Source organism: Flavimobilis sp. BM9 (assembly GCF_058313055.1).
In genome coordinates this window covers 80,547-101,733 of the sequence record NZ_JBZEMO010000005.1, presented here as the reverse complement: position 1 = coordinate 101,733, position 21,187 = coordinate 80,547, and the positions used below count along the sequence as shown (strand labels likewise).

At 71.6% G+C, this 21,187-nt stretch carries 17 protein-coding genes and 1 tRNA gene; 3 read left to right on the top strand and 15 right to left on the bottom strand.

Translation table 11 applies throughout. The features are described 5' to 3' along the window. Positions 1 to 32: 32 nt before the first annotated feature. From AC4F3Q_RS10095 to AC4F3Q_RS10055, 9 genes are all read right to left on the bottom strand, one after another. On the bottom strand, positions 33 to 1,856 hold the full coding sequence (locus AC4F3Q_RS10095) for a right-handed parallel beta-helix repeat-containing protein (RefSeq protein ID WP_491039846.1): 1,824 nt from the start codon (positions 1,854 to 1,856) through the stop codon (positions 33 to 35). A gap of 556 nt (positions 1,857 to 2,412) precedes the next feature. Then, the gene (locus AC4F3Q_RS10090; protein WP_491039845.1) at positions 2,413 to 3,159 is read right to left on the bottom strand and encodes a CDP-alcohol phosphatidyltransferase family protein; all 747 of its coding nucleotides are present in this window, start codon (positions 3,157 to 3,159) and stop codon (positions 2,413 to 2,415) included. Further along, a complete protein-coding gene (locus tag AC4F3Q_RS10085; RefSeq protein ID WP_491039844.1) occupies positions 3,156 to 4,379 on the bottom strand; it encodes a DUF1972 domain-containing protein in 1,224 nt (407 codons plus the stop codon). The genes AC4F3Q_RS10090 and AC4F3Q_RS10085 overlap by 4 nt, the downstream gene beginning before the upstream one ends. A 100-nt stretch (positions 4,380 to 4,479) precedes the next feature. Continuing rightward, on the bottom strand, positions 4,480 to 5,538 hold the full coding sequence (locus AC4F3Q_RS10080) for an NAD-dependent epimerase/dehydratase family protein (RefSeq protein ID WP_491039843.1): 1,059 nt from the start codon (positions 5,536 to 5,538) through the stop codon (positions 4,480 to 4,482). A gap of 142 nt (positions 5,539 to 5,680) precedes the next feature. Then, on the bottom strand, positions 5,681 to 6,280 hold the full coding sequence (pth, locus tag AC4F3Q_RS10075) for an aminoacyl-tRNA hydrolase (RefSeq protein WP_491039842.1): 600 nt from the start codon (positions 6,278 to 6,280) through the stop codon (positions 5,681 to 5,683). 85 nt (positions 6,281 to 6,365) lie between these two features. Further along, the gene (locus tag AC4F3Q_RS10070; RefSeq protein WP_491039841.1) at positions 6,366 to 6,932 is read right to left on the bottom strand and encodes a 50S ribosomal protein L25/general stress protein Ctc; all 567 of its coding nucleotides are present in this window, start codon (positions 6,930 to 6,932) and stop codon (positions 6,366 to 6,368) included. Positions 6,933 to 7,216: 284 nt separating this feature from the next. Beyond that, the gene (locus AC4F3Q_RS10065; RefSeq protein ID WP_168447707.1) at positions 7,217 to 8,200 is read right to left on the bottom strand and encodes a ribose-phosphate diphosphokinase; all 984 of its coding nucleotides are present in this window, start codon (positions 8,198 to 8,200) and stop codon (positions 7,217 to 7,219) included. Then, positions 8,197 to 9,807 (bottom strand): bifunctional UDP-N-acetylglucosamine diphosphorylase/glucosamine-1-phosphate N-acetyltransferase GlmU, encoded by a 1,611-nt coding sequence (glmU, locus tag AC4F3Q_RS10060; protein WP_491039840.1) that lies wholly within the window; start codon positions 9,805 to 9,807, stop codon positions 8,197 to 8,199. Before glmU ends, AC4F3Q_RS10065 begins: the two co-directional genes overlap by 4 nt. 113 nt (positions 9,808 to 9,920) lie before the next feature. Further along, positions 9,921 to 9,992, bottom strand: a tRNA-Gln gene (locus tag AC4F3Q_RS10055). A gap of 118 nt (positions 9,993 to 10,110) precedes the next feature. Between AC4F3Q_RS10055 and AC4F3Q_RS10050 the strand changes: the two genes are divergently transcribed. Next, positions 10,111 to 10,716 (top strand): TetR/AcrR family transcriptional regulator, encoded by a 606-nt coding sequence (locus AC4F3Q_RS10050; protein WP_491040034.1) that lies wholly within the window; start codon positions 10,111 to 10,113, stop codon positions 10,714 to 10,716. Positions 10,717 to 10,847: 131 nt separating this feature from the next. Here the strand turns inward: AC4F3Q_RS10050 and AC4F3Q_RS10045 are convergent, their stop codons facing one another. Beyond that, a complete protein-coding gene (locus AC4F3Q_RS10045) occupies positions 10,848 to 12,752 on the bottom strand; it encodes a DUF4914 family protein (RefSeq protein WP_491039839.1) in 1,905 nt (634 codons plus the stop codon). Positions 12,753 to 12,982: 230 nt separating this feature from the next. On the opposite strand from AC4F3Q_RS10045, the gene AC4F3Q_RS10040 reads away from it, so the two are divergent. Together AC4F3Q_RS10040 and AC4F3Q_RS10035 are read left to right on the top strand one after the other, a co-directional pair. Next, positions 12,983 to 13,570, top strand: coding sequence for a MarR family winged helix-turn-helix transcriptional regulator (locus AC4F3Q_RS10040; RefSeq protein ID WP_168447704.1), 588 nt, complete (start codon positions 12,983 to 12,985; stop codon positions 13,568 to 13,570). Between the two features lie 9 nt (positions 13,571 to 13,579). Beyond that, entirely contained in the window at positions 13,580 to 15,367 is a 1,788-nt protein-coding gene (locus AC4F3Q_RS10035) for an ABC-F family ATP-binding cassette domain-containing protein (RefSeq protein WP_491039838.1), read from the top strand. Here AC4F3Q_RS10035 and AC4F3Q_RS10030 read toward each other — a convergent pair whose 3' ends face one another. The 5 genes from AC4F3Q_RS10030 to AC4F3Q_RS10010 form a co-directional block, all read right to left on the bottom strand. Continuing rightward, positions 15,368 to 16,348 carry a 4-(cytidine 5'-diphospho)-2-C-methyl-D-erythritol kinase gene (locus AC4F3Q_RS10030; protein ID WP_491039837.1) on the bottom strand — a complete coding sequence of 327 codons (981 nt, stop codon included), beginning with the start codon at positions 16,346 to 16,348 and terminating at the stop codon, positions 15,368 to 15,370. Then, complete coding sequence (gene rsmA / locus AC4F3Q_RS10025; RefSeq protein WP_491039836.1) at positions 16,345 to 17,241, bottom strand: 16S rRNA (adenine(1518)-N(6)/adenine(1519)-N(6))-dimethyltransferase RsmA; 897 nt, start codon at positions 17,239 to 17,241, stop codon at positions 16,345 to 16,347. Before rsmA ends, AC4F3Q_RS10030 begins: the two co-directional genes overlap by 4 nt. A gap of 89 nt (positions 17,242 to 17,330) precedes the next feature. Further along, positions 17,331 to 18,590 carry a resuscitation-promoting factor gene (locus tag AC4F3Q_RS10020; protein ID WP_491039835.1) on the bottom strand — a complete coding sequence of 420 codons (1,260 nt, stop codon included), beginning with the start codon at positions 18,588 to 18,590 and terminating at the stop codon, positions 17,331 to 17,333. Positions 18,591 to 18,972: 382 nt separating this feature from the next. Continuing rightward, complete coding sequence (locus tag AC4F3Q_RS10015; protein WP_491039834.1) at positions 18,973 to 20,121, bottom strand: resuscitation-promoting factor; 1,149 nt, start codon at positions 20,119 to 20,121, stop codon at positions 18,973 to 18,975. Between the two features lie 3 nt (positions 20,122 to 20,124). Next, complete coding sequence (locus AC4F3Q_RS10010; protein WP_491039833.1) at positions 20,125 to 21,090, bottom strand: resuscitation-promoting factor; 966 nt, start codon at positions 21,088 to 21,090, stop codon at positions 20,125 to 20,127. Positions 21,091 to 21,187: the final 97 nt, after the last annotated feature.

The following is a 21,187-nucleotide window of genomic DNA, read 5'->3' as shown; positions in this document are numbered from 1 at the left end:
GGACCAGGGCTCCTGTCGTCGGTCGTGCTGGGTCAGCCGCGCTTGAGCACGAAGGCGCGACCGTCAGCGAACACGTTGTTGTCCGAGACGATGGTCGTCGTCACCGGGCGGATGATGCCGCAGCCGTCGATCCGCTGGCCGTTGCCGAAGACGTTGTCACGGAAGACGACGCCCTCGAGCGGGCCGTTGTTCATCTGGGCGATGTTCACGGTGCAGCCACCGTTGTCGAGGAAGCTGTCCTCGACGGTGAGGTTGCCGACCTTGCCGCGCGCCTGGGTGATCTGGATCGCGGCGTTGTAGGTGCCCTTGAGGACCGAGTTGACGATCTTGATGTTCTTGCCGGCCTGGATCTGGATGTTGTCGTCGTGCGACGGGCCACCGTTGTGGTTGGGGTCGTTCGCGTACCACTTGTTGCCGTGCAGCATCGTGTCCTTGATGGTCACGTTGTCGCCGATGATCGTCACCTGGTCGACGACGGTGTGGATGTTCACGCGCTCGAGCGTGAAGTTGTAGCCGAGGACCGCGCTGTCGTAGGGCGACGGCGCCTGGGAGGCGATCGTCGTGTCCTTGATGACGAGGTTCTTGTTGCCCTCGGTGTTCCAGACGAAGTGGGTGATGGCCGTCGCCGGGGTGGCAGCACCACGGATGATCGAGTTCTTGATCGTCACGTTGTCGGCGCGGACCTTCACGATGCCCTGGATGTCCATGCCGTCGATGACGGTGTTCGGCTCCCAGATCGTCATGTTGCCCTTGTAGACCGTGAGCGGGGTTCCGGCGGGGAGGCCGACGGTCGACTCGGTCGGGAGCTGCGGCTCGGCGGGCGCAGGCGCGGGCGCGGGCGCCGGCTCAGGCGCGGGGGTGGGCGTCGGCGTGGGCGCGGGGGTGGGCGTCGGCGTGGGTGTGGGCGTCGGCTCCGGCGCAGGCGCGGGGCTGGGCGTCGGCTCCGGCGCAGGCGCGGGGGCGGGCTCCGGCGCGGGAGCCTGGACGGCGCTGTCGGCCGGGAAGCCGAGGTAGGTGTAGCCGAGGACCTTGACGGTCACGCGGACCGAGGCGTCCGAGCTGTGCACCGTGAGGTAGTCCTTGCCGTCGAGCGCGATCGAGGTCTCGGCGGAGCCGAGGTCCTGGACGGGGGTGGTCAGCACCGGCGACGCCTTGGCGGCGGCCGTCATGTCACCGGCGGCGACCGAGATCTTCGTGGCCTTCCAGGCCCAGCGGCCCTCGACGACGAGGCGTGCCGAGAGGACGTTGTCAGGGAGGGCGGAGAGATCCACACGGGCCGTGCCGTTCGAGGCGACGGTCCCGGCGTTGAGCACCGTGAGCGGCGCGGCGAGCGTCGTGGTCTGCTCGGTGGGCTGCGTCTCGACCGTGTAGCCCACGACCCGGACGGTCGCACGGACCGAGGCGACGGAGCTGTGCACCGTGAGATAACGCTTGCCGTCGAGCGTGATCGACGTCTGGGCGGAACCGAGGTTCTGGACGGGGGTGGTCAGGACGGGCGAGGCCTTGGCCGCGGCGGTCATGTCGCCTGCGGCGACCGAGATGTTCGTGGCCTTCCAGGCCCAGCGACCCTCGACGACGAGGTCGACGGCGACGACGTTGTCGGGGAGCGCCGAGAGGTCGACGCGCGCGGTGCCGTTGGATGCGACGGCGACCGAGTCGAGGACGGTCATGGGGGTCTCGAGGCGGACGTTGTCGAGGCGCGGCGCGGGGGCGGAGAACGCGGTCGACACCGAGCTCGTGGTGGCGCCGAAGGCCGGGACGGAGGTCGCGGCGAACGGCGTGACGAGAGCGAGCACGACCGAGCCGGTGAGGACGGCGCGTGCTGCCGCAGACCTTGAGGGGATGGGGTTGCGCACTGATGTTTCGCAATCTGTCGGCACGGCAGGGGGGACGTGGCCGACCTGTCAGGGGTGCAGGCGGGGGTTGCCTCAACCCAGGTGGGTGTTTCCACCCTTCCGATCGGCGACCCCCGCGGTACGTTGAGGGCAAATCGGACAAGTGAGTCCGATCGGCGCTGCCGAGCGCCTGCACGAGATGCGGGCCGGCGCTCACAGACAGCCTGTCCCGCGCGCGATCGAGCGCGGCGTGAAGCCTTGCTCGAGGGGCGCGTCCGGCCGGTACCTGCAGCGACGCACATCACCCTCCCGAGCGACACAGCGCCACACCCTCCCCGGCAGCCGCGCCGCCCCGCCGGACCGACCGCGGCGAGCGGGGCCAGATGTGGTGCAGATCACACGTGAGCCGCGGCCCTCCGGGGCCATACATCGCCGCCGAGCGACCGCACGACGTGCGGCGTCCCCAGACGCGACGAAGCCTCCGGGGGGTCCACTCCCCCGGAGGCTTCGTCGTGCGGGCGCTCGGCTGGCTGGCCCGCGTCCTCGTCGCCCCGGCTCTGCCGGGCGCCGACGTGTCCTACCCCATGCGACCGAGCGCCGCGATCTCACGGAACCACTTGCGCCCCGCGGCGACGAGGAACGCCGCGGTCAGCGCGACGATCACGGTGTACACGGCTGCGAACACGGAAACCGCACCCAGCAGCAGGAAGACGAGGCACAGGACGCCGTAATCGGTAGGCGTCATCAGGAGGGCCCTCAGGTCTGGGCCGCTCCCGCCCGTCGGCGCGACCGAACGCACACCGTGCGCCTTGCGCATCTGCTCCGTGAGGATCATCCCGAAGAACAGCACCGAGCTCACGACCGCGTTGAGCAGCGGCACGAGCAGCCAGACGGTCGGCACCACCTCGGCGCGGTAGAAGCTGACTGCGAGCACGAGCGGCAGCGCGGCGACCTTGGTCGCGTCGACCATGTGGTCGAGCCACTCCCCCGCGCTGCTCCCGGTCCCGCTGAGACGCGCCACCTGGCCGTCCGCCGAGTCGAACGCGTAGCCCACGACGAGGCACGCGGACACGACCACGCCTACCCACCAGCTCGGTGTCGTGGCCGCGAGGACGCCGAGTCCCGTGAAGGTGAACAGAGCGCTGATGCCGGTCACCTGGTTGGGGGTGAGCCCACGACCGTACGCCCACGCAGCGAGGACACGGCCGAGCCGACGGTTGACGTACCGCGAGTACGCGGGCGCGGACCGCGCGACACCCTTCTGCGCCTGCGCGAGGCGTCCGTAGGTCTCCCGGAACGTCGCCCCCTGGACCTGAGCACTCATCGCGACACCCTCTGCCGGCTCGGGGACGACGCCGAGGCACGCCGTCCGTCCTGCTTTCCTGGGACCCGGCCATCGGCAAGGTCGAGCGCGAGTCGCTCGTACCGGTCCGCGACGTCGTCCCAGCTGTAGTCCCGGGCGCGCCGGCGCGCGGCGGCCGCGCGTCGCTCGACGTCGTCCGGGGAGGCCTCGGCAGCCTCGACCGTACGGGCGACCCCGGCCGGGTCGTCGAAGTACCAGCCCGCGTCCCCGAGCACCTCACGGTTGAAGCTCACGTCGTACGCGATCGTCGCGGTCCCCGCACCGATAGCGCGCAGCAGGGATGGGTTGGTCCCGCCGACCGAGTGGCCGTGCAGGTAGGTCGCGGCGTTCGCGTAGAGCTGGTCGAGCAGCTCCTGGTCCCACACCCCACCGAGGAAGCGCACCCGAGGATCGCCGCCCGCGGCAGCGTGCACCTGCTGCGTGTACGCGTCCGTGTACGGGGCGGAGCCGACGACGACGAGCGGGTGGCGCGCAGCGGACCGGACGTAGCCCTCGACGATGAGGTGGACGTGGTTCTCCGGCTCGAAACGAGCCACGGCGACGTGGAACCGTCCGGGCTCGAGCCCGAGCTCGGCGAGGCGGTCCGAGCCAGCGTCGACGATCGGCGCGCCGTACGCGATCAGTCGCGTCTCGGCCGAGAACTCCTCGGTGTAGTAGTCCGCGATCCCCTGCGCGTCGGCGATGAGCGCGTCCGACCGGCGCACCGCGGCACCCTCGGCCCAGCGGTAGTAGCCGCGGCCGCGTGCGCTCCACTTGGTGCGCTTCCACTCGAGCCCGTCGACGTGCGTCGCGACGGGGATACGTGCTGCGCGCACCGCCGGCAGGAAGGGCGCGTTGGCGGCGTTGAAGACGAACGCGACGTCCGTGCGGCGGGTCAGGAGGTGCATGACCGACAGGCCGGTGTGGCTGAGCGTCTCGAGCGCTCGGTGGCGCACCGCAGGGAGCGTCACGAGCGTCATGCCCGCATGCTCGCGCCGTACCTCGGAGTTGCCGTTGCGGCAGTAGACGCGCACCTCGTGCCCGCGTGCCGCGAGCCTCGCGCCGACCTCCTCGACCGCAGTCTCGAAGCCGCCGTAGCGGGCGGGAACACCGCGCGTGCCGATCATCGCGATCGACAGGCGACGCCCGCCGTCCGCGTCGAGCGTCGCAGGCTGCTCGGTCGAGCTGTCGGTCGTCGTCATGGTTCTCCCCCGGCGTGTGTGACGTCTCCGTCCACTGTGCCGAGGCGGGGGGGCCTGTGCAGCGGGCGTCACCCTGGTGCCACCCGTACCCGCCCGTTTCTCACCCGCGGTGGTGCCGCAGCCCGGTGGTGGCTCGAGGCTTCCGGGGAACCGCCGCTCTCGCGGCGCCCGCGGCGCCGACGTCCTCCTCGTGGACGGCGCGGGCCGACGCTGTCCGGCGCACCCACTCTGCGTCGACGTGGCTCGTCGTGAGATCCCGGCACAGGTCGCGGATGCCGTGGGCGAGCGTCCACCGCAGCGCGAGCCCTGGCCAGACCTGCGTGAGGCGGCCCAGGTCGGCGGGGAGCACCTCCCCGCTGTCGGGCGCGGTGCCGAAGGTCGCCGGCGCGCCGGTGATCACGCTGACGAGCTCGAGCGCGTCGCGCAGGGTCAGGACGTCCTCGGGGCGGCCGACGTCGATCGTGTCGCTCCCCGCTGTCGTGGTCTGCCCGAGACGCACGAGCGCGTGCACGATCGTGCGACATGCGTCCTTGACGTGGAGGAAGGCACGCTGCCTGCTCCCGTCGTGATCGACCGCGACGGCGCCGTCGACGATCGCGGCGACGACCGCGCGGTTGAGCTCGTCGTCGAGCCGCAGGCGCGGAGACGCACCGTAGAGCGTGGCGAGCCGCAGCACCGCGACGGACGCGGCGGGCGACGCCGAGAGCCGGAAGGCGTCCTCGGCAGAGATCCTCGCGCTCGCCGGCGGCGACGAACGGTCGAGGAGCGGCGCTCCCGTCGTCGTCGTCGCAGGCCTGCCGTGGTAGACGTCGCGGCTCGACACCATGACGAGGCGCTCCACGCCCGCCCTGGCGGCAGCGCTCGACACGGCGCGCGCCATGTCGACGAGCTGGGCCTGGACGACGCCCGCCGACCAGTCGTCCTGCGGCGTCGACGCGGTCCCGGCAAGGTGGACGACCGCGCCGACCCCGGCGAGGTCCGCTGCGTCCAGGTCACGGACGTCGCCGTCGCGCTGCTCGTACGGGTAGGGAGAGCGCTTGGTCGGCGGCACGTCACGCCAGCCGTTGTCGACGCCGACGACGTCGTGCCCGGCACGCCTGAGCATGGGGACGAGGACTGAGCCGAGATAGCCACGGTCACCTGTGACCAGCACCTTCATGCCCAGTCCTCCTCGACGCTCGGAACGAGGGCGGACGCCTCGCAACATCGAACGTACCGGGGCGCACCGTGCGCGCGAACGGGGCAGCGGTATGACCGCAGGGTGACACCGGGGGTCGGGGCGGGTGAAGTATCGCGGTGCGTCAGGGACGCGCGTGGATCCGGTTCTGCGCCGCGACGATGCCCTCGGTGACGACAGCCTCGACCGCGTCGGCGGCGGTGTCGAGCAGGAACGGCAGCTCCTTGCGCTCGGTCGCCGAGAAGTCCTTGAGCACGAAGTCCGCGGTGTCCATACGGCCTGGCGGGCGGCCGACGCCCGCGCGCACCCGCACGTAGTCCTTCGTGCCGAGCGCCTTGGTGATGTCCCGCAGCCCGTTGTGCCCGCCCTCGCCCCCGCCGAGCTTGAGCCGGACGTCGCCGAACGGGATGTCGAGCTCGTCGTGCACGACGACGATGCGCTCCGGCGAGACGCCGAAGTACAGGGCGAGCGCGCTGACCGGCCCGCCGGACGTGTTCATGTAGCTCGTGGGCTTGGCGAGCACGACGCGCGGCCCGGGCGCCCCGCCGGGCAAGACGCCCAGGCGTGCCTCACCGACGACGTTGCGCGTCCGGTGCGTGGAGAAGGTCGCACCGGTGCGACGTGCGAGCTCGTCGAGCACCATCTGCCCGAGGTTGTGCCTGTTGCCCGCGTACTGCGGCCCGGGGTTGCCCAGGCCGACGACGCACCACAGGTCGGCGCTCATCGAGTTCTCCGTTCGCGATCGTGGGTGGACTGTCATGACGAAGCGCCCGGCACCTGACGGTACCGGGCGCTGCGTCGAAGGAGGATCAGGCCTCGGTGGTCTCCGCGGCAGCCTCGGTGCGAACCTCGGAGACGAGGACGATGTCCGACTCCGGGTCGGTGAGGAGCTCGGCACCGGCCGGGAGCGTCACGTCCTGCGCGCGGACCACGGCGCCGGCCTCGAGACCGGTGATGTCGACCTCGAGCGACTCGGGCAGGTCGGTCGCGTCGGCGGCGATCTCGAGCGTCTGACGCTCGACGACGTGCATCGTCGCGGGGGTCGGCTCGCCGATGACGACGATGTTGACCTCGACGCTGACCTTCTCGCCCTTGTTCACGAGGAGCAGGTCGACGTGCTCGATGACCTGGCGGACCGGGTCGCGCTGGACGTCGCGGACGATCGCGAGCTTCTCGTCGCCCTCGACGTCGATCGAGAAGAGCGCGTTCGAGTGCTTGAGCGCGAGAAACGTCTCGTGGCCCGGGAGGGACACGTGCAGCGGGTCGGTGCCGTGCCCGTAGAGGACGGCGGGGATGAGGCCCTCGCGGCGCGTGCGGCGGGCGGCGCCCTTGCCGAAGTCGGTGCGCAGGGTTGCGGTGAGCTTGATGTCAGACACGGAACTGCTCCTGGGAAGAGTGCGGACCGGACGCAGTGGGAGACGCCCGGCAGGCGGTGCATCGGCGCGGGGCACATGACGGACGCGCGTGGGTGCGACCGCCCAGTCGATCACGGAGCGACAGCCACACCGGTCAGACCGGTCCCGTCCTGCACCCACGCTTCACAGCGTGGCGGTTCGTCGGGAGGCTCCTGCGGAGCCCGTCCTGCGTCCCTCGCCGAGGCAACCTGTCCATCGTACACCGCGCCGCAACCATCCCGGCGCGGCGCGGTGCACGGGACGGGTCAGGCGTTGCCGTCGAAGAGGCTCGTCACGGATCCGTCGTCGAACACCTCGCGGATCGCCCGAGCGATGAGCGGGGCGATCGAGAGGATCGTGAGCTGCGGGAAACGCTTCTCGGGAATGATCGGCAGGGTGTCGGTGACGACGACCTCGCGGGCGCCGGACTCCGAGAGCCGCTGCGCGGCCGGGTCGGAGAGCACGCCGTGCGTCGCGGCGACGATGACATCCTTCGCACCCGCCTCGAGGACCACGCGGACGGCGCCGGCGATCGTACCGCCGGTGTCGATCAGGTCGTCGACGAGCACGCACGTGCGGCCGACGACGTCACCGACGACCCGGTTCGCGACCGCCTGGTTGGGACGGCTCGTGTCGCGAGTCTTGTGCACGAACGCGAGCGGGCCGCCACCCAGCTTCGAGGCCCAGTGCTCGGCGACGCGGATGCGACCGGCATCGGGCGAGACGACCGTGACGTTCGAGATGTCGACGCGCGTGCGGACGTAGTCGATGAGGAGCGGCATCGCCCACAGGTGATCGACAGGGCCGTCGAAGAAGCCCTGGGTCTGCGACGTGTGCAGGTCGACGCTCATCAGGCGGTGAGCCCCGGCAGTCTTGAACAGGTCGGCCATGAGGCGCGCCGAGATGGGCTCGCGGCCCTTGTGCTTCTTGTCCTGACGGGCATACCCGTAGAACGGCTGGACGACCGTGATCGTCTTCGCGGACGCGCGCTTGAGCGCGTCGACCATGATGAGCTGCTCCATGATCCACTGGTTGATCGGAGCGGTGTGGCTCTGCAGCACGAACACGTCGGCGCCGCGGACGCTGTCGGCGTAGCGCACGTAGATCTCGCCGTTCGCGAAGTCGTAGGCCGTCGTGTGCACGAGGTCGATGTCGAGCTCTGCGGCGACGTCACGAGCGAGGTCGGGGTGGGCCCGACCGGAGACGAGCACGAGCCTCTTCTCGTCGGCGTGGGAGATGATCCCGGTCATCGTGCGCTGTCTCCTTCGTGGGGGTTGTGGTCGCTGCGTGGAGTCGGTGGGGCCTCGGGCGAGGCGGCCTGGAGGCGTTCGTGGCGCGCCTGGGGCGCGAGCGACGTGGTCTCGTCCTGGGCGGCGAGCGCGAGCTCAGCCGCCTGCGCGGAGGACGTCCCGGCACGACGGCGCGCGACCCACCCGTCGATCGTGCGCTGCGGGGCGTTGGAGACGGCGAGCGCGCCGGGCGGGACGTCCTGGAGGATGACCGCACCGGCGCCCGTGTAGGCGCCGTCGCCGACGGTGACCGGGGCGACGAACTTGTTGTTCGCGCCGGTGCGCGCGTAGGCGCCGACGGTCGTGCGGTGCTTGTTGACGCCGTCGTAGTTCACGAAGATCGAGCCGGCACCGATGTTGGTGTGCTCGCCGATCGTCGCGTCCCCGACGTACGTGAGGTGCGGGACCTTGGATCCCTCTCCGATCGAGGCGTTCTTCGTCTCGACGAACGTGCCGATCTTGCCGTCGGTGCCCAGGCGGGTGCCCGGGCGGAGGTAGGCGAAGGGGCCGACCGACGCGCCGTCGGCGATCTGCGACAGCGAGCCGTGCGTGCGGATGATCGTCGCGTGCTCGCCGACCTCGACGTCCTGGAGGGTCGTGTCGGGGCCGATCGTCGAACCCGCCCCGATCGTCGTCGCACCGAGGAGCTGCGTGCCGGGAAGGATCGTCGCGTCCTGGCCGATCTCGACGTCGACGTCGATCCACGTCGTGCGCGGGTCGACGACCGTCACACCGGCGAGCATGTGCTGCTCGAGCACGCGGCGGTTGAGCTCGGCGCGCAGGACCGCGAGCTGGGCGCGGTCGTTGACGCCCTCGACGGTCATCGCGGACGCGGCCTGGACGGCGCGCACGCGGCCGCCGTCGGCCCGCGCGATCGCGAGCACGTCGGTCAGGTAGACCTCGCCCTGCGCGTTGTCCTGTCCCAGCTGGCTGAGCGCCGAGCGCAGGACGGCCGCGTCGAACACGTACATCGAGGAGTTGATCTCGCGGACGGCACGCTGCTCGTCGGTCGCGTCCTTGTGCTCGACGATCCCGGCGACACCTCCGTCGTCGTCCCGCAGGATCCGGCCGTAGCCGGTCGCGTCGTCCACGACCGCCGTGAGGACCGTCACCGCGTGCCCCCCCGACGTGTGCTGCGCGAGCAGGTCGGCGAGCGTCTCGGCGTCGATCAGCGGGGCGTCACCCGCGAGCACCACGACCGGGCCGTCGACGCCGAGCGGGCCGGCGGCACCGGGCTCGAGCGTGCCCGTCGCGGCCGCGGCCGCCTGGACCGCGGCGTCGAGCGAGGCGAGGGCGCACTGCACGGCGCGACCCGTCCCGGGGATCTCGTCCTGGTCGACGACGAGCGCGCCGGGGACGCGGCTGAGAGCCTCGGCCGCGACGGCCTCGCGCTCGTGCCGCACGACGACGGCGACCCGCTCCGGGTCGAGCGAGGTCGCCGCTGCGAGGGCGTGGCCGAGGATGGTGCGCCCGGCGAGGGCGTGGAGGACCTTGGGTGTTGCGGAGCGCATCCGCGTGCCCTGGCCTGCAGCCAGGACGACGACGGCGGCGGGACGTGCGGTGCTCACAGCGGTGGTCACATGGACTCCGGTCGCGTGGGGTCAGGGTGGCGCACGCGCCGCGACGGGCCCGTGCCTCGCCACTCTACCGCTGCCCCGCGTCTACCCGCGCGGACGAAGGGCTCCGCCCTCAGGATTCGAACCTGAACTGCACGGCTCCAAAGGCCGGCGTGCTGCCGTTACACCAGGGCGGACCGGTGACCAGGGCCACCGACCCGTCTAGTCTGCCAGGTTCCGCTGGTTCTCCCGCGCGGCCCTCGTTCCCGGCATGATGGGGGCGTGTCCATCGACAGGAAGCCGCCTCGGGCCCGCATGACCGCCAAGGAGCGTCGCGAGCAGCTCCTCGCCGTGAGCCGGCAGCTCTTCGCCGAGAAGGGCTTCGACGGCACGAGCATCGAGGAGATCGCGACGCGCGCGAACGTCTCGAAGCCGGTCGTGTACGAGCACTTCGGCGGCAAGGAAGGCGTGTACGCGGTCGTGGTCGACCGGGAGGTCGAGTCGCTCACGGGCGCGCTCACGAGCGCCCTCGAGGCGGGCGGGCACCCGAAGCTCCTTGTCGAACGGACAGCGCTCGCCCTGCTCGACTACATCGAGAAGAACGAGGACGGCTTCCGCGTGCTCGTGCGCGACTCGCCCGTCGCCCAGGCGACGGGCACGTTCTCGAGCCTCATCGGCGACGTCGCGATGCAGGTCGAGCACCTGCTCGGCGCCCAGTTCAAGAAGCGGGGCCTCGACCCGAGGTCGTCGCCCGTGTACGCGCAGATGCTCGTCGGCATGGTCGCCCTGACGGGGCAGCACTGGCTCGACTCGCGCAACCTGCGCAAGGACGAGGTCGCCGCGCACCTCGTCAACCTGGCCTGGAACGGCCTCGCCGGCATGGAGAAGGATCCCGCCCTCGTCGAGGACCACCCGGTCTGACGTACGACAGGCCGGGCGGGTCATGCGACCCGCCCGGCCTGCGAAGCCCGCCGACCCGCTCTCGCGGGGCCCTGCGACGGGACAGGTAGGCCTGGTCGCGCGGGCCTCGAAGGCGCGCGCGACCAGGGCGTTCAGACGTACAGCGGGGTGAGCGCCAGGTACTCGTCGAGGGACCCGTCGCGCAGGCACACCTCGATGATCTGGCGACCCAGCGGGTCGAGGTCGTCGGTCATGAACTGCACGAGCTCGCTCTTGAAGAAGTCCGTGAGGATCTTCGCGCCGGCGTCGTACGCGTCGGTGCCGACCTGCGACTGGAACTCCGGCTGGAGGAACGTCGGCCGGATGAGCTGGCCGTCGATCTTGACCTCCTTGAGCGCGTAGCCGAACAGCGGGCAGCGCGCGGGGGTGAGGTTGTCCGGGTTGATGCGGCCGCCACCACGACGCGCGAGGTACTCGCGCGTGAGCCACTCGGCGCCGAAGTCGACCTTGTAGGCGCCGATGTGCTGGTTCGGGGTCAGCACGTAGCGGGTGCGGTCCGCGTCGACGAGCTGGCGGAGGAGGAGGTTCGCGGCAGCGACCTTCGTGCCGGTCGAGAAGGGCCAGTACGAGCCGACGCCCTCCGAGACCATGCCTCCGTGCTTGAGCTTGTCCGTCTGCGTCTTCGACTCGCCGATCGACGGGTTCTTGTCGCCGCGCGGCGCGATGAGGCGCCACAGCCAGGCGAGCGCCGGCGGGACGATGTGCATCATGCCCATGATCCCGTAGGTCGCGTCGAACCGGGTCGCGGCCGGCATGCGCACGCCGAACGTGCGCACGTCGATCGCCATCGGCTTGTTGATGACGTCCTTGATCATGCGACGCGGGATGACGACGCGCGGGTTGGGGCAGCGCTTGCCGTTCGAGTCGAGCTCGTGCTCCCAGGGGAGGCACGTCGCGTTGGGCACGCCGTGGATGTTGAAGAACACGAGGGGGGTGTCCGGCTGGATGCACGCCTTCTCGAAGTGCGGGTCCTCGCCGTACGCCTGCAGGTTGTCGACGCGGACGAACCAGCCGTCCTCGGCGTCAGCGACGACGAGCTTGCCGTCGCCCTTCTGGAGGTCCTTGTGGCACAGCGTCATGTCGTCCGTGACGGGTGCGAGGTGGGAGGACTCGTTGAGGGTGATGTAGTACGGCTCGTTCGTCACGACGTTCGTGCCGAGGAGGATGCGGCCGTCGGGCTGACGACGGATGTCCTGGCACATCTCGGACTTGCCGCCGCCCGAGGCGCCCTCGTGCATGATGACGGTCTCGTTCTCGTACGGCGTGGTCACGCGGACCGACGAGGCGTGGGCGGTGATCCAGCCCTCCTGCTCGCCGATGTCGAGGAGCGCCGAGAACACGCCCTTCTTGGCGGACGGGCCCGGGTAGAGGTTGTACGCGAAGATCTCGTGGAGCGTCTCCGTGCGGTCGTGGACGACGACCTGGCGGCCCGCGAAGTGCGTGTGCCGGAAGGGCGGTGCCGCGTACATGATCGAGCGCGGCGTGAACGCGCCGAGCTCCTCGAGCGTCACGAAGCCCTGGAGGTCGACGAGCGCGGTCGCGAAGAACGCGCAGTTCGCGGGGACGATCGCGAGGGAGGGCGAGCCGTAGGTCAGTCCACCAGCCTTGAACGGGACGACGATGAGGTCCTGCTGGGACAGCCAGTCGAGCGTCTCCTGCTTCGTCGTCGCGAAGTCGTGCCCGTAGACGTCGCGGAAGCGCGGCTTGTCCGTGGGGCGGTCGTCCGCGATGCGCATGCAGTCGGGGTCACGACGCCGCATGTAGTCCTCGGGGTAGTTCACGGCGATGCCGTTGGTGCAGCGGACGACGTCCGCCTCCTTGACCACACCGTTCCCGGGGACCTGGAACACGACGTCGAACGTGTCGACACCCTCGTCGGGGCCCATGGACATCGCGAACAGGTCGGCACGCGTCGCCGGCACCGTGATGTTCTTGCACGCCCTCAGGGCTGCCTCCACCGCGGGCGGCAGGGTCAGCTGGTCCAGAAAGTCCTTCACTACGTCCTCCTTGGTCGCGCCGAGCGGGGCCTAGGAGGCGTGCGCGCTCGGTTGTCGGCTCCAGCCCGACCCAGGGGCCTGACTTGCCGTTGACCAAGACGTTACTGAGGAGTACGTCACATTCCCTGGGACTAAGGGCTAGGACAGGGATCCCGCCTGATGGACAGACGCTTCTCGCGAGCTGTCCCGGCGCCCTCCGAGATATCTCGACGTCAAGGTAATCTGTCGGGATGGACACCTCCCGCGAGACCCGCGCACGCGAGCTCGACCGTGCCGAGGTGCCCGGCAACGCCTCGAGCACGAACCGCCCCGACGAGGTCGACCGCATCGTCGCCGCCTGGAACCGCGAGCGCCCCGACCTCGACGTCGGCCCGCTCGAGGTCCTCTCGCGCGTCGCCCGCCTCACCAGGCACCTCGACCGCGCCCGCCGCGCCGTCTTCGCTGCTCACCGCCTCGAGCACTGGGAGTTCGACGTCCTCGTCGCCCTCCGCCGCGCAGGCGCGCCCTACCAGCTCTCCCCCGGTGCCCTCATCACGCAGACGCTCGTGACGAGCGGCACCATGACGAACCGGATCGACCGGCTCGAGGCACGCGGCCTCGTCGAGCGGCACCGCTCCGCCGAGGACCGCCGCGGGGTGATCGTGCGGCTCACCACGGACGGCCTCACGCTCGTCGACTCCGCGTTCGCCGCCCTCCTCGCCGAGGAGAACGAGCTCCTGAGCGACCTCGACCCCGCCGGACGCGCGCGTCTCGCCGGCCTCCTGCGCGTCGTCCTGGCCCAGTTCGAGGACACCGAGGGGCCCGCGCGAGCCACGTAGGCTACCGGGGTGGCTCATCTCCTGGGCGCAGAGAACCTGCGCATCGCCTTCCCCCACCGCACAGTCCTCGAGTCGGTCAGCCTCGGCCTCGACGAGGGCGACCGCATCGGCGTCGTGGGGCGCAACGGCGACGGGAAGTCGACCCTCATGCGGCTCCTCGCCGGCATCGCCACCCCGGACTCAGGACGTGTCACCGTCCGCGGCGGCGTGACGATCGGCATGCTCGACCAGTCCGACACCCTCGACCCCGACCTCACGGTCGCGCACGCCGTCGTCGGCGACACCCCCGAGCACGAGTGGGCCGGCGACGCGAAGGTGCGCGACGTCATCTCCGGGCTCCTCGGCGACCTCCCCTGGGACGGCCGCGTCGGAGACCTCTCGGGCGGTCAGCGCCGCCGCGTCGCGCTCGCCGCGCTCCTGACCGGCGACGACGACGTCTTGTTCCTCGACGAGCCGACCAACCACCTCGACGTCGAGGGCATCACGTGGCTGGCCGCGCACCTGCGCCGCCGCTGGAGCGCGAACGCGGGCGGGCTGCTCGTCGTCACGCACGACCGCTGGTTCCTCGACGAGGTGTGCACGGCGACGTGGGAGGTCCACGACGGGATCGTCGAGCCCTTCGAAGGCGGCTACGCGGCGTACGTCCTGCAGCGCGTCGAGCGGGACCGCATGGCCGCCGCGACCGAGTCCAAGCGCCAGAACCTCATGCGCAAGGAGCTCGCCTGGCTGCGCCGCGGCGCTCCCGCGCGCACCTCCAAGCCCAAGTTCCGCATCGAGGCCGCCAACCAGCTCATCGCGAACGAACCGCCCGTGCGCGACTCGGTCGAGCTCGCACGGATGGCGACGTCACGCCTCGGCAAGGACGTCGTCGACCTGGTCGGCGCCGGCTTAGCCTACGGCGACACCCCGGTCATCAAGGGCGTCGAGTGGCGCATCGCGCCCGGCGAGCGCACGGGGCTGCTCGGCGTCAACGGCGCAGGCAAGTCGACGCTCCTCAAGCTCGTCACGGGCGAGCTGACGCCGACCTCGGGGCGCGTCAAGCACGGCAAGACGGTCAAGTTCGCGACCCTCACGCAGGAGCTCGCCGAGCTGGCCGACGTGTGGGAGGACCGCGTGAGCGACGTCGTCGCGACCAAGCGCACGACCTACCTCGCCGGCGGCAAGGAGATGACGCCAGGCCAGCTGCTCGAGCGCCTCGGCTTCACGAACGCCCAGCTCTCGACGCCCGTCAAGGACCTCTCCGGCGGGCAGCGGCGCCGCCTCCAGCTTCTGCTCATCCTGCTCGACGAGCCGAACGTCCTCGTGCTCGACGAGCCGACGAACGACATGGACACCGACATGCTCGCCGCGATCGAGGACCTCCTCGACTCCTGGCCCGGCTGCCTCCTCGTCGTCTCGCACGACCGCTACCTGCTCGAGCGCGTCACGGACCAGCAGTACGCGGTGATCGACGGCGGCCTGCGCCACCTGCCCGGCGGCGTCGACGAGTACCTCGAGCTGCGCAAGGCTCAGGACGCGGCCCGGCCCCGCACCGCCACGACGGCCGCGCCGTCCGAGGGATCCGGCGGTGGGCTGTCGGGCGCAGACCTGCGCGCCGTGACGAAGGAGATCGGCGCGATCGACCGCCGCCTGACCAAGCTCGCGAGCCAGGTCCAGCAGGTCCACGCGACGATGGCGAAGCACGACCAGAGCGACTTCACCGGTCTCGCGGTCCACTCCGAGAAGCTGCGCGCGCTCGAGGCAGAGATCGAGGAGCTCGAGGCGCGCTGGCTCGAGCTCTCCGAGCTCGTCGACTGATCAGACGCCCGCGGACACGACCCGCGCCCCGGGCACGTTCCCGACCGCCGTCGCGACGTCGTCCACGACGTCGGCCGCCGTCATCGCCGCCGCGATCGCGAGCGCGTGCTGACGCGACCGAGCCAGCGCCGCGACCGTCGGCCCTGACCCGGAGACGACGACGCCGAGCGCACCAGCAGCGCGCGCGACCTCCATCGTCTCGCCGAGCTCGGGCGCGATCTCGAGAGACGCCGGCTCGAGGTCGTTGCGCAGGCACGCGCCGAGCGCGTGCGCGTCGCCCGCACGCAGGGCGTGCATCATCGCCGTCGCAGGCTCCTCGTCGAACGAGTCGGTGATCGTCCCCGCGCGCTGGAGATCGTCGAACGTCGAGTAGACCGCACCCGTCGACATGCCCGCGTGCCGCAGCCCGAACGCCCAGCAGAACTCGCCGCGCGTCATCGCCGGGGTCACGAGGTGACCGCGCCCCGTACCGACCGCCGTGTGCCCGAGGAGAGCGAACGGCACGTCCGAGCCGAGCTCGCCCGCGAGCTCGTGAAGCTCGTCCCGGCTCAGGCCCGTGCCCCACAGGGCGTCGCACGCCACGAGGGCGGCCGCCCCGTCAGCCGAACCGCCCGCCATGCCACCCGCGACCGGGACTCCCTTGCGCAGGTGCAGGTGCACGTCCGGGTCCACCCCGGCACGCTCTGCCACGAGCCGTGCGGCACGCCACGCGATGTTGGTGTCGTCCGTCGGGACGAGGTCCGCCTGTGGTCCCGTCACGGTCAGCGACAGTCCCTCCGCAAGGCTCGCCTCGACCTCCTCGACGAGCGACACCGCCTGGAACACGGACAGGACGCGGTGGTAGCCGTCGTCACCGAGCGGGCTCACCTGCAGCGCCAGGTTCACCTTGCCCGGGGCCCGCACCACGACCGGGCGACCCTCCGGGCGAGAGACGGTGCCGCCCGGCTCGTCGGCCGCACGCAGGCCACCCCGCCAGGTCACCGCTGCCTCTCGCGCGGACCGGACACGGTCAGACCGTGATCGATCAGCTGCTCCGTCACCCGAGCGAAGTCCGTCACGTCGAGGCGCTCGCCGCGCGCCGTCGGGTCGACCCCGGCCGCGCGGATCGCCTCCTCCGTGCGAGCAGCGTCGCCCGTCACGGCGCCGAGCGCCGAGCGGAGGGTCTTGCGGCGCTGCGCGAACGCGGCGTCGACCACGGCGAACACCTCCGCACGCGAGGCACGCGTTGTCGGGGGCTCGCGTCGCGTCATCGACACGAGCGCCGAGTCGACGTTCGGCACGGGCCAGAACACCGTGCGGCCGACCGTCGCGGCGCGGTGCGCGCTGCAGGACCAGGCCGCCTTGACCGACGGCACCCCGTAGGTCCGCGAGCCAGGCGGCGCCGCGAGACGGTCCGCGACCTCCGCCTGGACCATGACGAGGATCCGCTCGAGCGAGTCGAACCGCTCGAGGAACGTCAGCAGCACCGGGACAGAGACGTTGTACGGGAGGTTGGCGACGAGCGCGACGGGAGGCGGCCCCGGCAGCTCCGTGACGGTCATCGCGTCCTGGAGCACAAGGTCGAACCGCTCGACGGCGTCAGGCTGGTGGGCCGCGACCGTCGCGGGCAGCTCGGCCGCGAGCACGGGGTCGATCTCGACCGCGACGACCGAGGCGCCCGTCTCGAGCAGCCCGAGCGTCAGGGAGCCCAGACCGGGACCGATCTCGACGACACGCTCCCCCACCTGCACCCCGGCCGCACGCACGATCTTGCGGACCGTGCCGCCGTCGTGCACGAAGTTCTGCCCGAGGGTCTTGGTCGGGCGGACGCCGAGACGCTCCGCGAGGGCCCTGATCTGTGCGGGGCCGAGCAGCGCGGCAGGGGTCTCGGTCATGGGCACGAGCCTACGCGGTACGGCGACGGCAGAAAAAAGGGCCGGGGCCGCACGGTGTCCCGTGCGGCCCCGGCCGAGGTCGTGCTCGCTCAGCGCAGGCCGAGCTTCGACGAGCAGTGCGGCCACTGGCCCCAGCCCGAGCGGGCCTGGAGGATCTTGGCGCGCTTCGTCTGCTCCGCGGCGGTCGCCTGGGACGGCAGGCCAGAGCCGCCGACCGAGCGCCACGTGGCGACGGAGAACTGGTAGAGGCCGTGGTACGCCCCGCTCGCCGAGACGGCGTTCGGGCGGCCGCCCGACTCGCACGCGGCGAGCTTGGCCCACACGCCCGAGGTCGGCGCCTTGCCCTGCGACTTCGTGGACTTCCCGTCGCCAGAGCTCGTCGGCTCCTCGGCCGGGCGGTCCTTCGTGCCCTTGACGCGGACCTCGGTCACCGGCTTCCGCGTGACCTCGTCGCCCGTCTTGACGCGGTCGACGACCTCGCCGTCGACGAGCGTGACCGTGTAGGTCCGCGTGCGCTCGCCGTCCTTGCCCTTCGTGCGGACGACGACCGGGAGGTCCTCGTAGCGCGCGGAGTCCTCGACGGTCTTGGTCTCGTGCTCGATCGTGGAGACCTTGGTGCGCTCCTCGACGGCATGCCGCGTCACGACGACCGACACCGTCCCGACGACGCCCGGCTCGAGCTCGCTGCCGTCGTCCTCGCGCTCGTCGACCGCGACGGTGTCGAGGTCACCGAGGGTGATGCCCGCAGCGGCGAGCGCCTCGTCGACGTTCGACGGACCTGCGGCCAGCGCGACGACCTTGCCGTCTGCGACCACGTTGACGGCCTCGTCCGAGGGAAGCTCGACGGGGAGCGCGGTGCGGTCGGACGAGCGCGAGGCGACGAGGTGGACGTCCTCGCCGCGCGCGGCGAGCGTGTCGAGGACCTCGCCCGCGTCCGTGCCGGTCGCCCAGACGGTGCTCTCGGTGTCACCGTCGGAGATCGTGACCTGGCGCGCGAGACGCACGGTGACCTCGGTCCCGTCGTTGAGGGCCGCCTCCGGCGTGGGGGCGACGATGTCGTGCTCACCGAGCGTCAGGCCGCGCTCGGCGAGGACGCCGGCGACCGAGCCGCTCCAGGTGGAGACCTTCGTGACGTCGCCGTCGATGTCGAGCGTGACGCTCTTGTGGGCGTCGCTCGCGACCGCGGCTCCCGCCCCCATGACCGCGAGCGCCGCGACGCCTGCGACGAGCGCGGCTCCGCGGCGTCGGTGGCGTCGTCGCGCGCGGGCGGTACGAGTGCTGTCGACGACCTGCAGGGGGGCGGTCGTGGCGTCGGCCGCGTCAGCGGACCGGAGGTAGGGGTTGTGCATCAGGTTCCAGACGTCGAGCTCCCCGGGCACAGGAGCGCGGCCGTCGATGCCCCGGAGGCGGACGCCGCAGCACAGCCGTCCCCTGCTGGGGGCTTCTGTGTGGGGGGCGACGTCCGGTGCGCCACGCGCACGCTGTCTCGACGGTCGGCTGCTGATCCGGCCGTTCCGGGTAGCCCGTGGGCGTCGTCCCGGGTCCGCTGTCGCTCCTGGCGCCCTCTCGGCGGCAGGTCGTCTACGTGGCCTGCGCGCTGTTGCGGGGCCCCGTCCACGACGTGCGGACGATCTAACGTAACCGATTCGTGATCATGCGCCAACCCCCAGGAATCCGCCGGAAGCGCACCGCACGACGTCCGCGCAGGTCAAGACCGAGGTGACGAGAGTCTCAGTACCAGTTCTTCGCCTGCGAGTGCTTCCAGGCGCCGCACGGGCCGTCGTAGCGGTTCGCGATGTAGCTCAAGCCCCACGCGATCTGCACGCTCGGGGTCGACAGGTAGCGTTCCGCAGCGGCGCTCTCGCGCCAGCCCGCGCCGAAGTGCAGGCTCATGATCGCCTGCGGGATACCTCGCGCCGTGCTGCTCGGGTTGGCCGCCTTGTAGCTCCAGCGGCTCTCCTTCTGCCAGAGGCTCACGAGGCACGCGTACTCGTCGCCCGTCCAGCCACGGTCGGCGGCCATGCCGCGCGCGAGCTCCTTGGCGCTCGCCGCGGTGGTGCCGGGCGTGCCTGAGGGGGCGTCGGACGAGGGTGGCGTCGGAGCCGGCTTCGCGCTGGGCTTCGAGGTGGGCTTCGCGCTCGGCTCAGACGTCGGGTCCGCGGCGGGCTCCGGGTCCGACGGCGGCGCGGCCGACGGCGCAGGACCCTCGGTCGGCGTCGGCTCACGCGTCGCAGCCGGCGTGCGCGTCGGCGACGGGCTCGTGGCCGTCCCGACGCGGACGACCTCGTCGACCGGCGCCGACGTGACGAGCGAGACGACCTCGCTGCGGGACACCTCGACGCCGTCGATCCGCGAGACGAGGAACGTCGTCACGGCGGTGCCCGCGCGACCTGCGGTGCGCACGACCCGCTCACCCTCCGCAAGCCTGGAGTCCTCCACCTCGACCGTCTCGAACGGGACCTCCGTCTCCAGGGTCTCGTCGCCCCACTCGACCTTGGCGACGACGACGCGCATGCCGGCCTCGACAGGCGCGTCGAGGTCGTGCGACGTCGCGTAGCCGTCGAGCACGATGCCCTGCGAGACGAGGAGGTCGGTGACGGTCGTCGCCGTCGTCGAGACCGGGAGCTCGGCACCGTCGAGAGAGACGGTCACGTCGACCGGCGCGGCGCCGCGCACCTCGGCGCGGGAAACCGCACCGTCGGAGCGGCCGAGCCCGGCGCCCTCACCCACGAGCGCGTCGTCGGACGCGACCACGGCGGGCGGTGGGTCGCCCCAGGCCAGGTCACCGAGGGGCGACAGCAGCTGGAGGCTGCCGACCGTCAGGGCGCAGACGCCCAGGACGATGGCGCCCGAGACGAGCGGACGGGTCGAACGGGTCAAGGATCAGTACCAGCCGCGTGCCTGCGAGTGGTTCCAGGCGCCGCACGGCGTACCGAACCGTCCTGAGATGTAGTTCAGGCCCCAGGTGATCTGCGTCTTCGCGTTCGTCCGCCAGTCCGCCGCGACGGACCCCATCTTCGTGCCGGGGTACGCCTGCGGGATCCCGTACGCGCCCGAGCTCGAGTTGGCCGCGGTGACGCGCCAGCCGCTCTCCTTCTTCCAGAGCTTGTCGAGGCACGCGAACTGCTCACCGTCCCAGCCGCGGTCGGCGACCATCGACTTGGCGAGCGCACGAGCCTGCGACGGGCTGAGGACCTTCGCACCGGCATCGGGGATCTCAAGGGTGCCGACACGCACCACCTCGTCGCGCACCTCGGCCTCGACGACGCTCGTCACCGCGGTGCGGGACACGACGGTCCCCGCGACCTCCTCGACGATGTACGTGACGGACGAGCGACCGTCGCGCCCCGTCGTCTCGACGATCTTCGTGCCCTCGACGAGCGCGTCGTCCGGCTGCTCCTCGGAGTCGTGCTCGACGACCTCGACCTCGGTGACGGTCGAGCGCACGACCTTGTCGACGACGACCTCCATCCCCGCAGAGACAGGAGTCGTCGGGTCGACCGACACTCCCTCGTCGTCGGCGAGGACGACACCGAGCTCGGAGAGTGCAGCGCCCACCGTCGCCGCGGACGTGGTGGCCACGGTCTTCTCGCCCCGCACGACGACCGTGAAGGTCTGCGCACGCGCCGACGAACGCGAGGCGACCTCGCGGGAGCGCTCGGTCAGGTCGGTGACAGCGGCGATCGTCTCGGCGTCGGACGGCTCCGGAGCGCTGCCGGAGGCCTGCGCGAACGCGACGGTCCCGGTGACGAGGAACGTGAGGACGCCCGCCTGCGCGACGACCTTGAGGCCCGCTCCGCTCCTGCTAGCGCGGCGCGCGCGCCGGGCACGTCGAGGGGCAAGTGGCACGGTCGTCGCTCTCCTTCTCGTTCCTCGCGCGGCAGTCGGTCCCGCGTGCGGACGGGGACGTTCCGACGATTCAACCCCGGCGGCCGGGGTCAGGGCA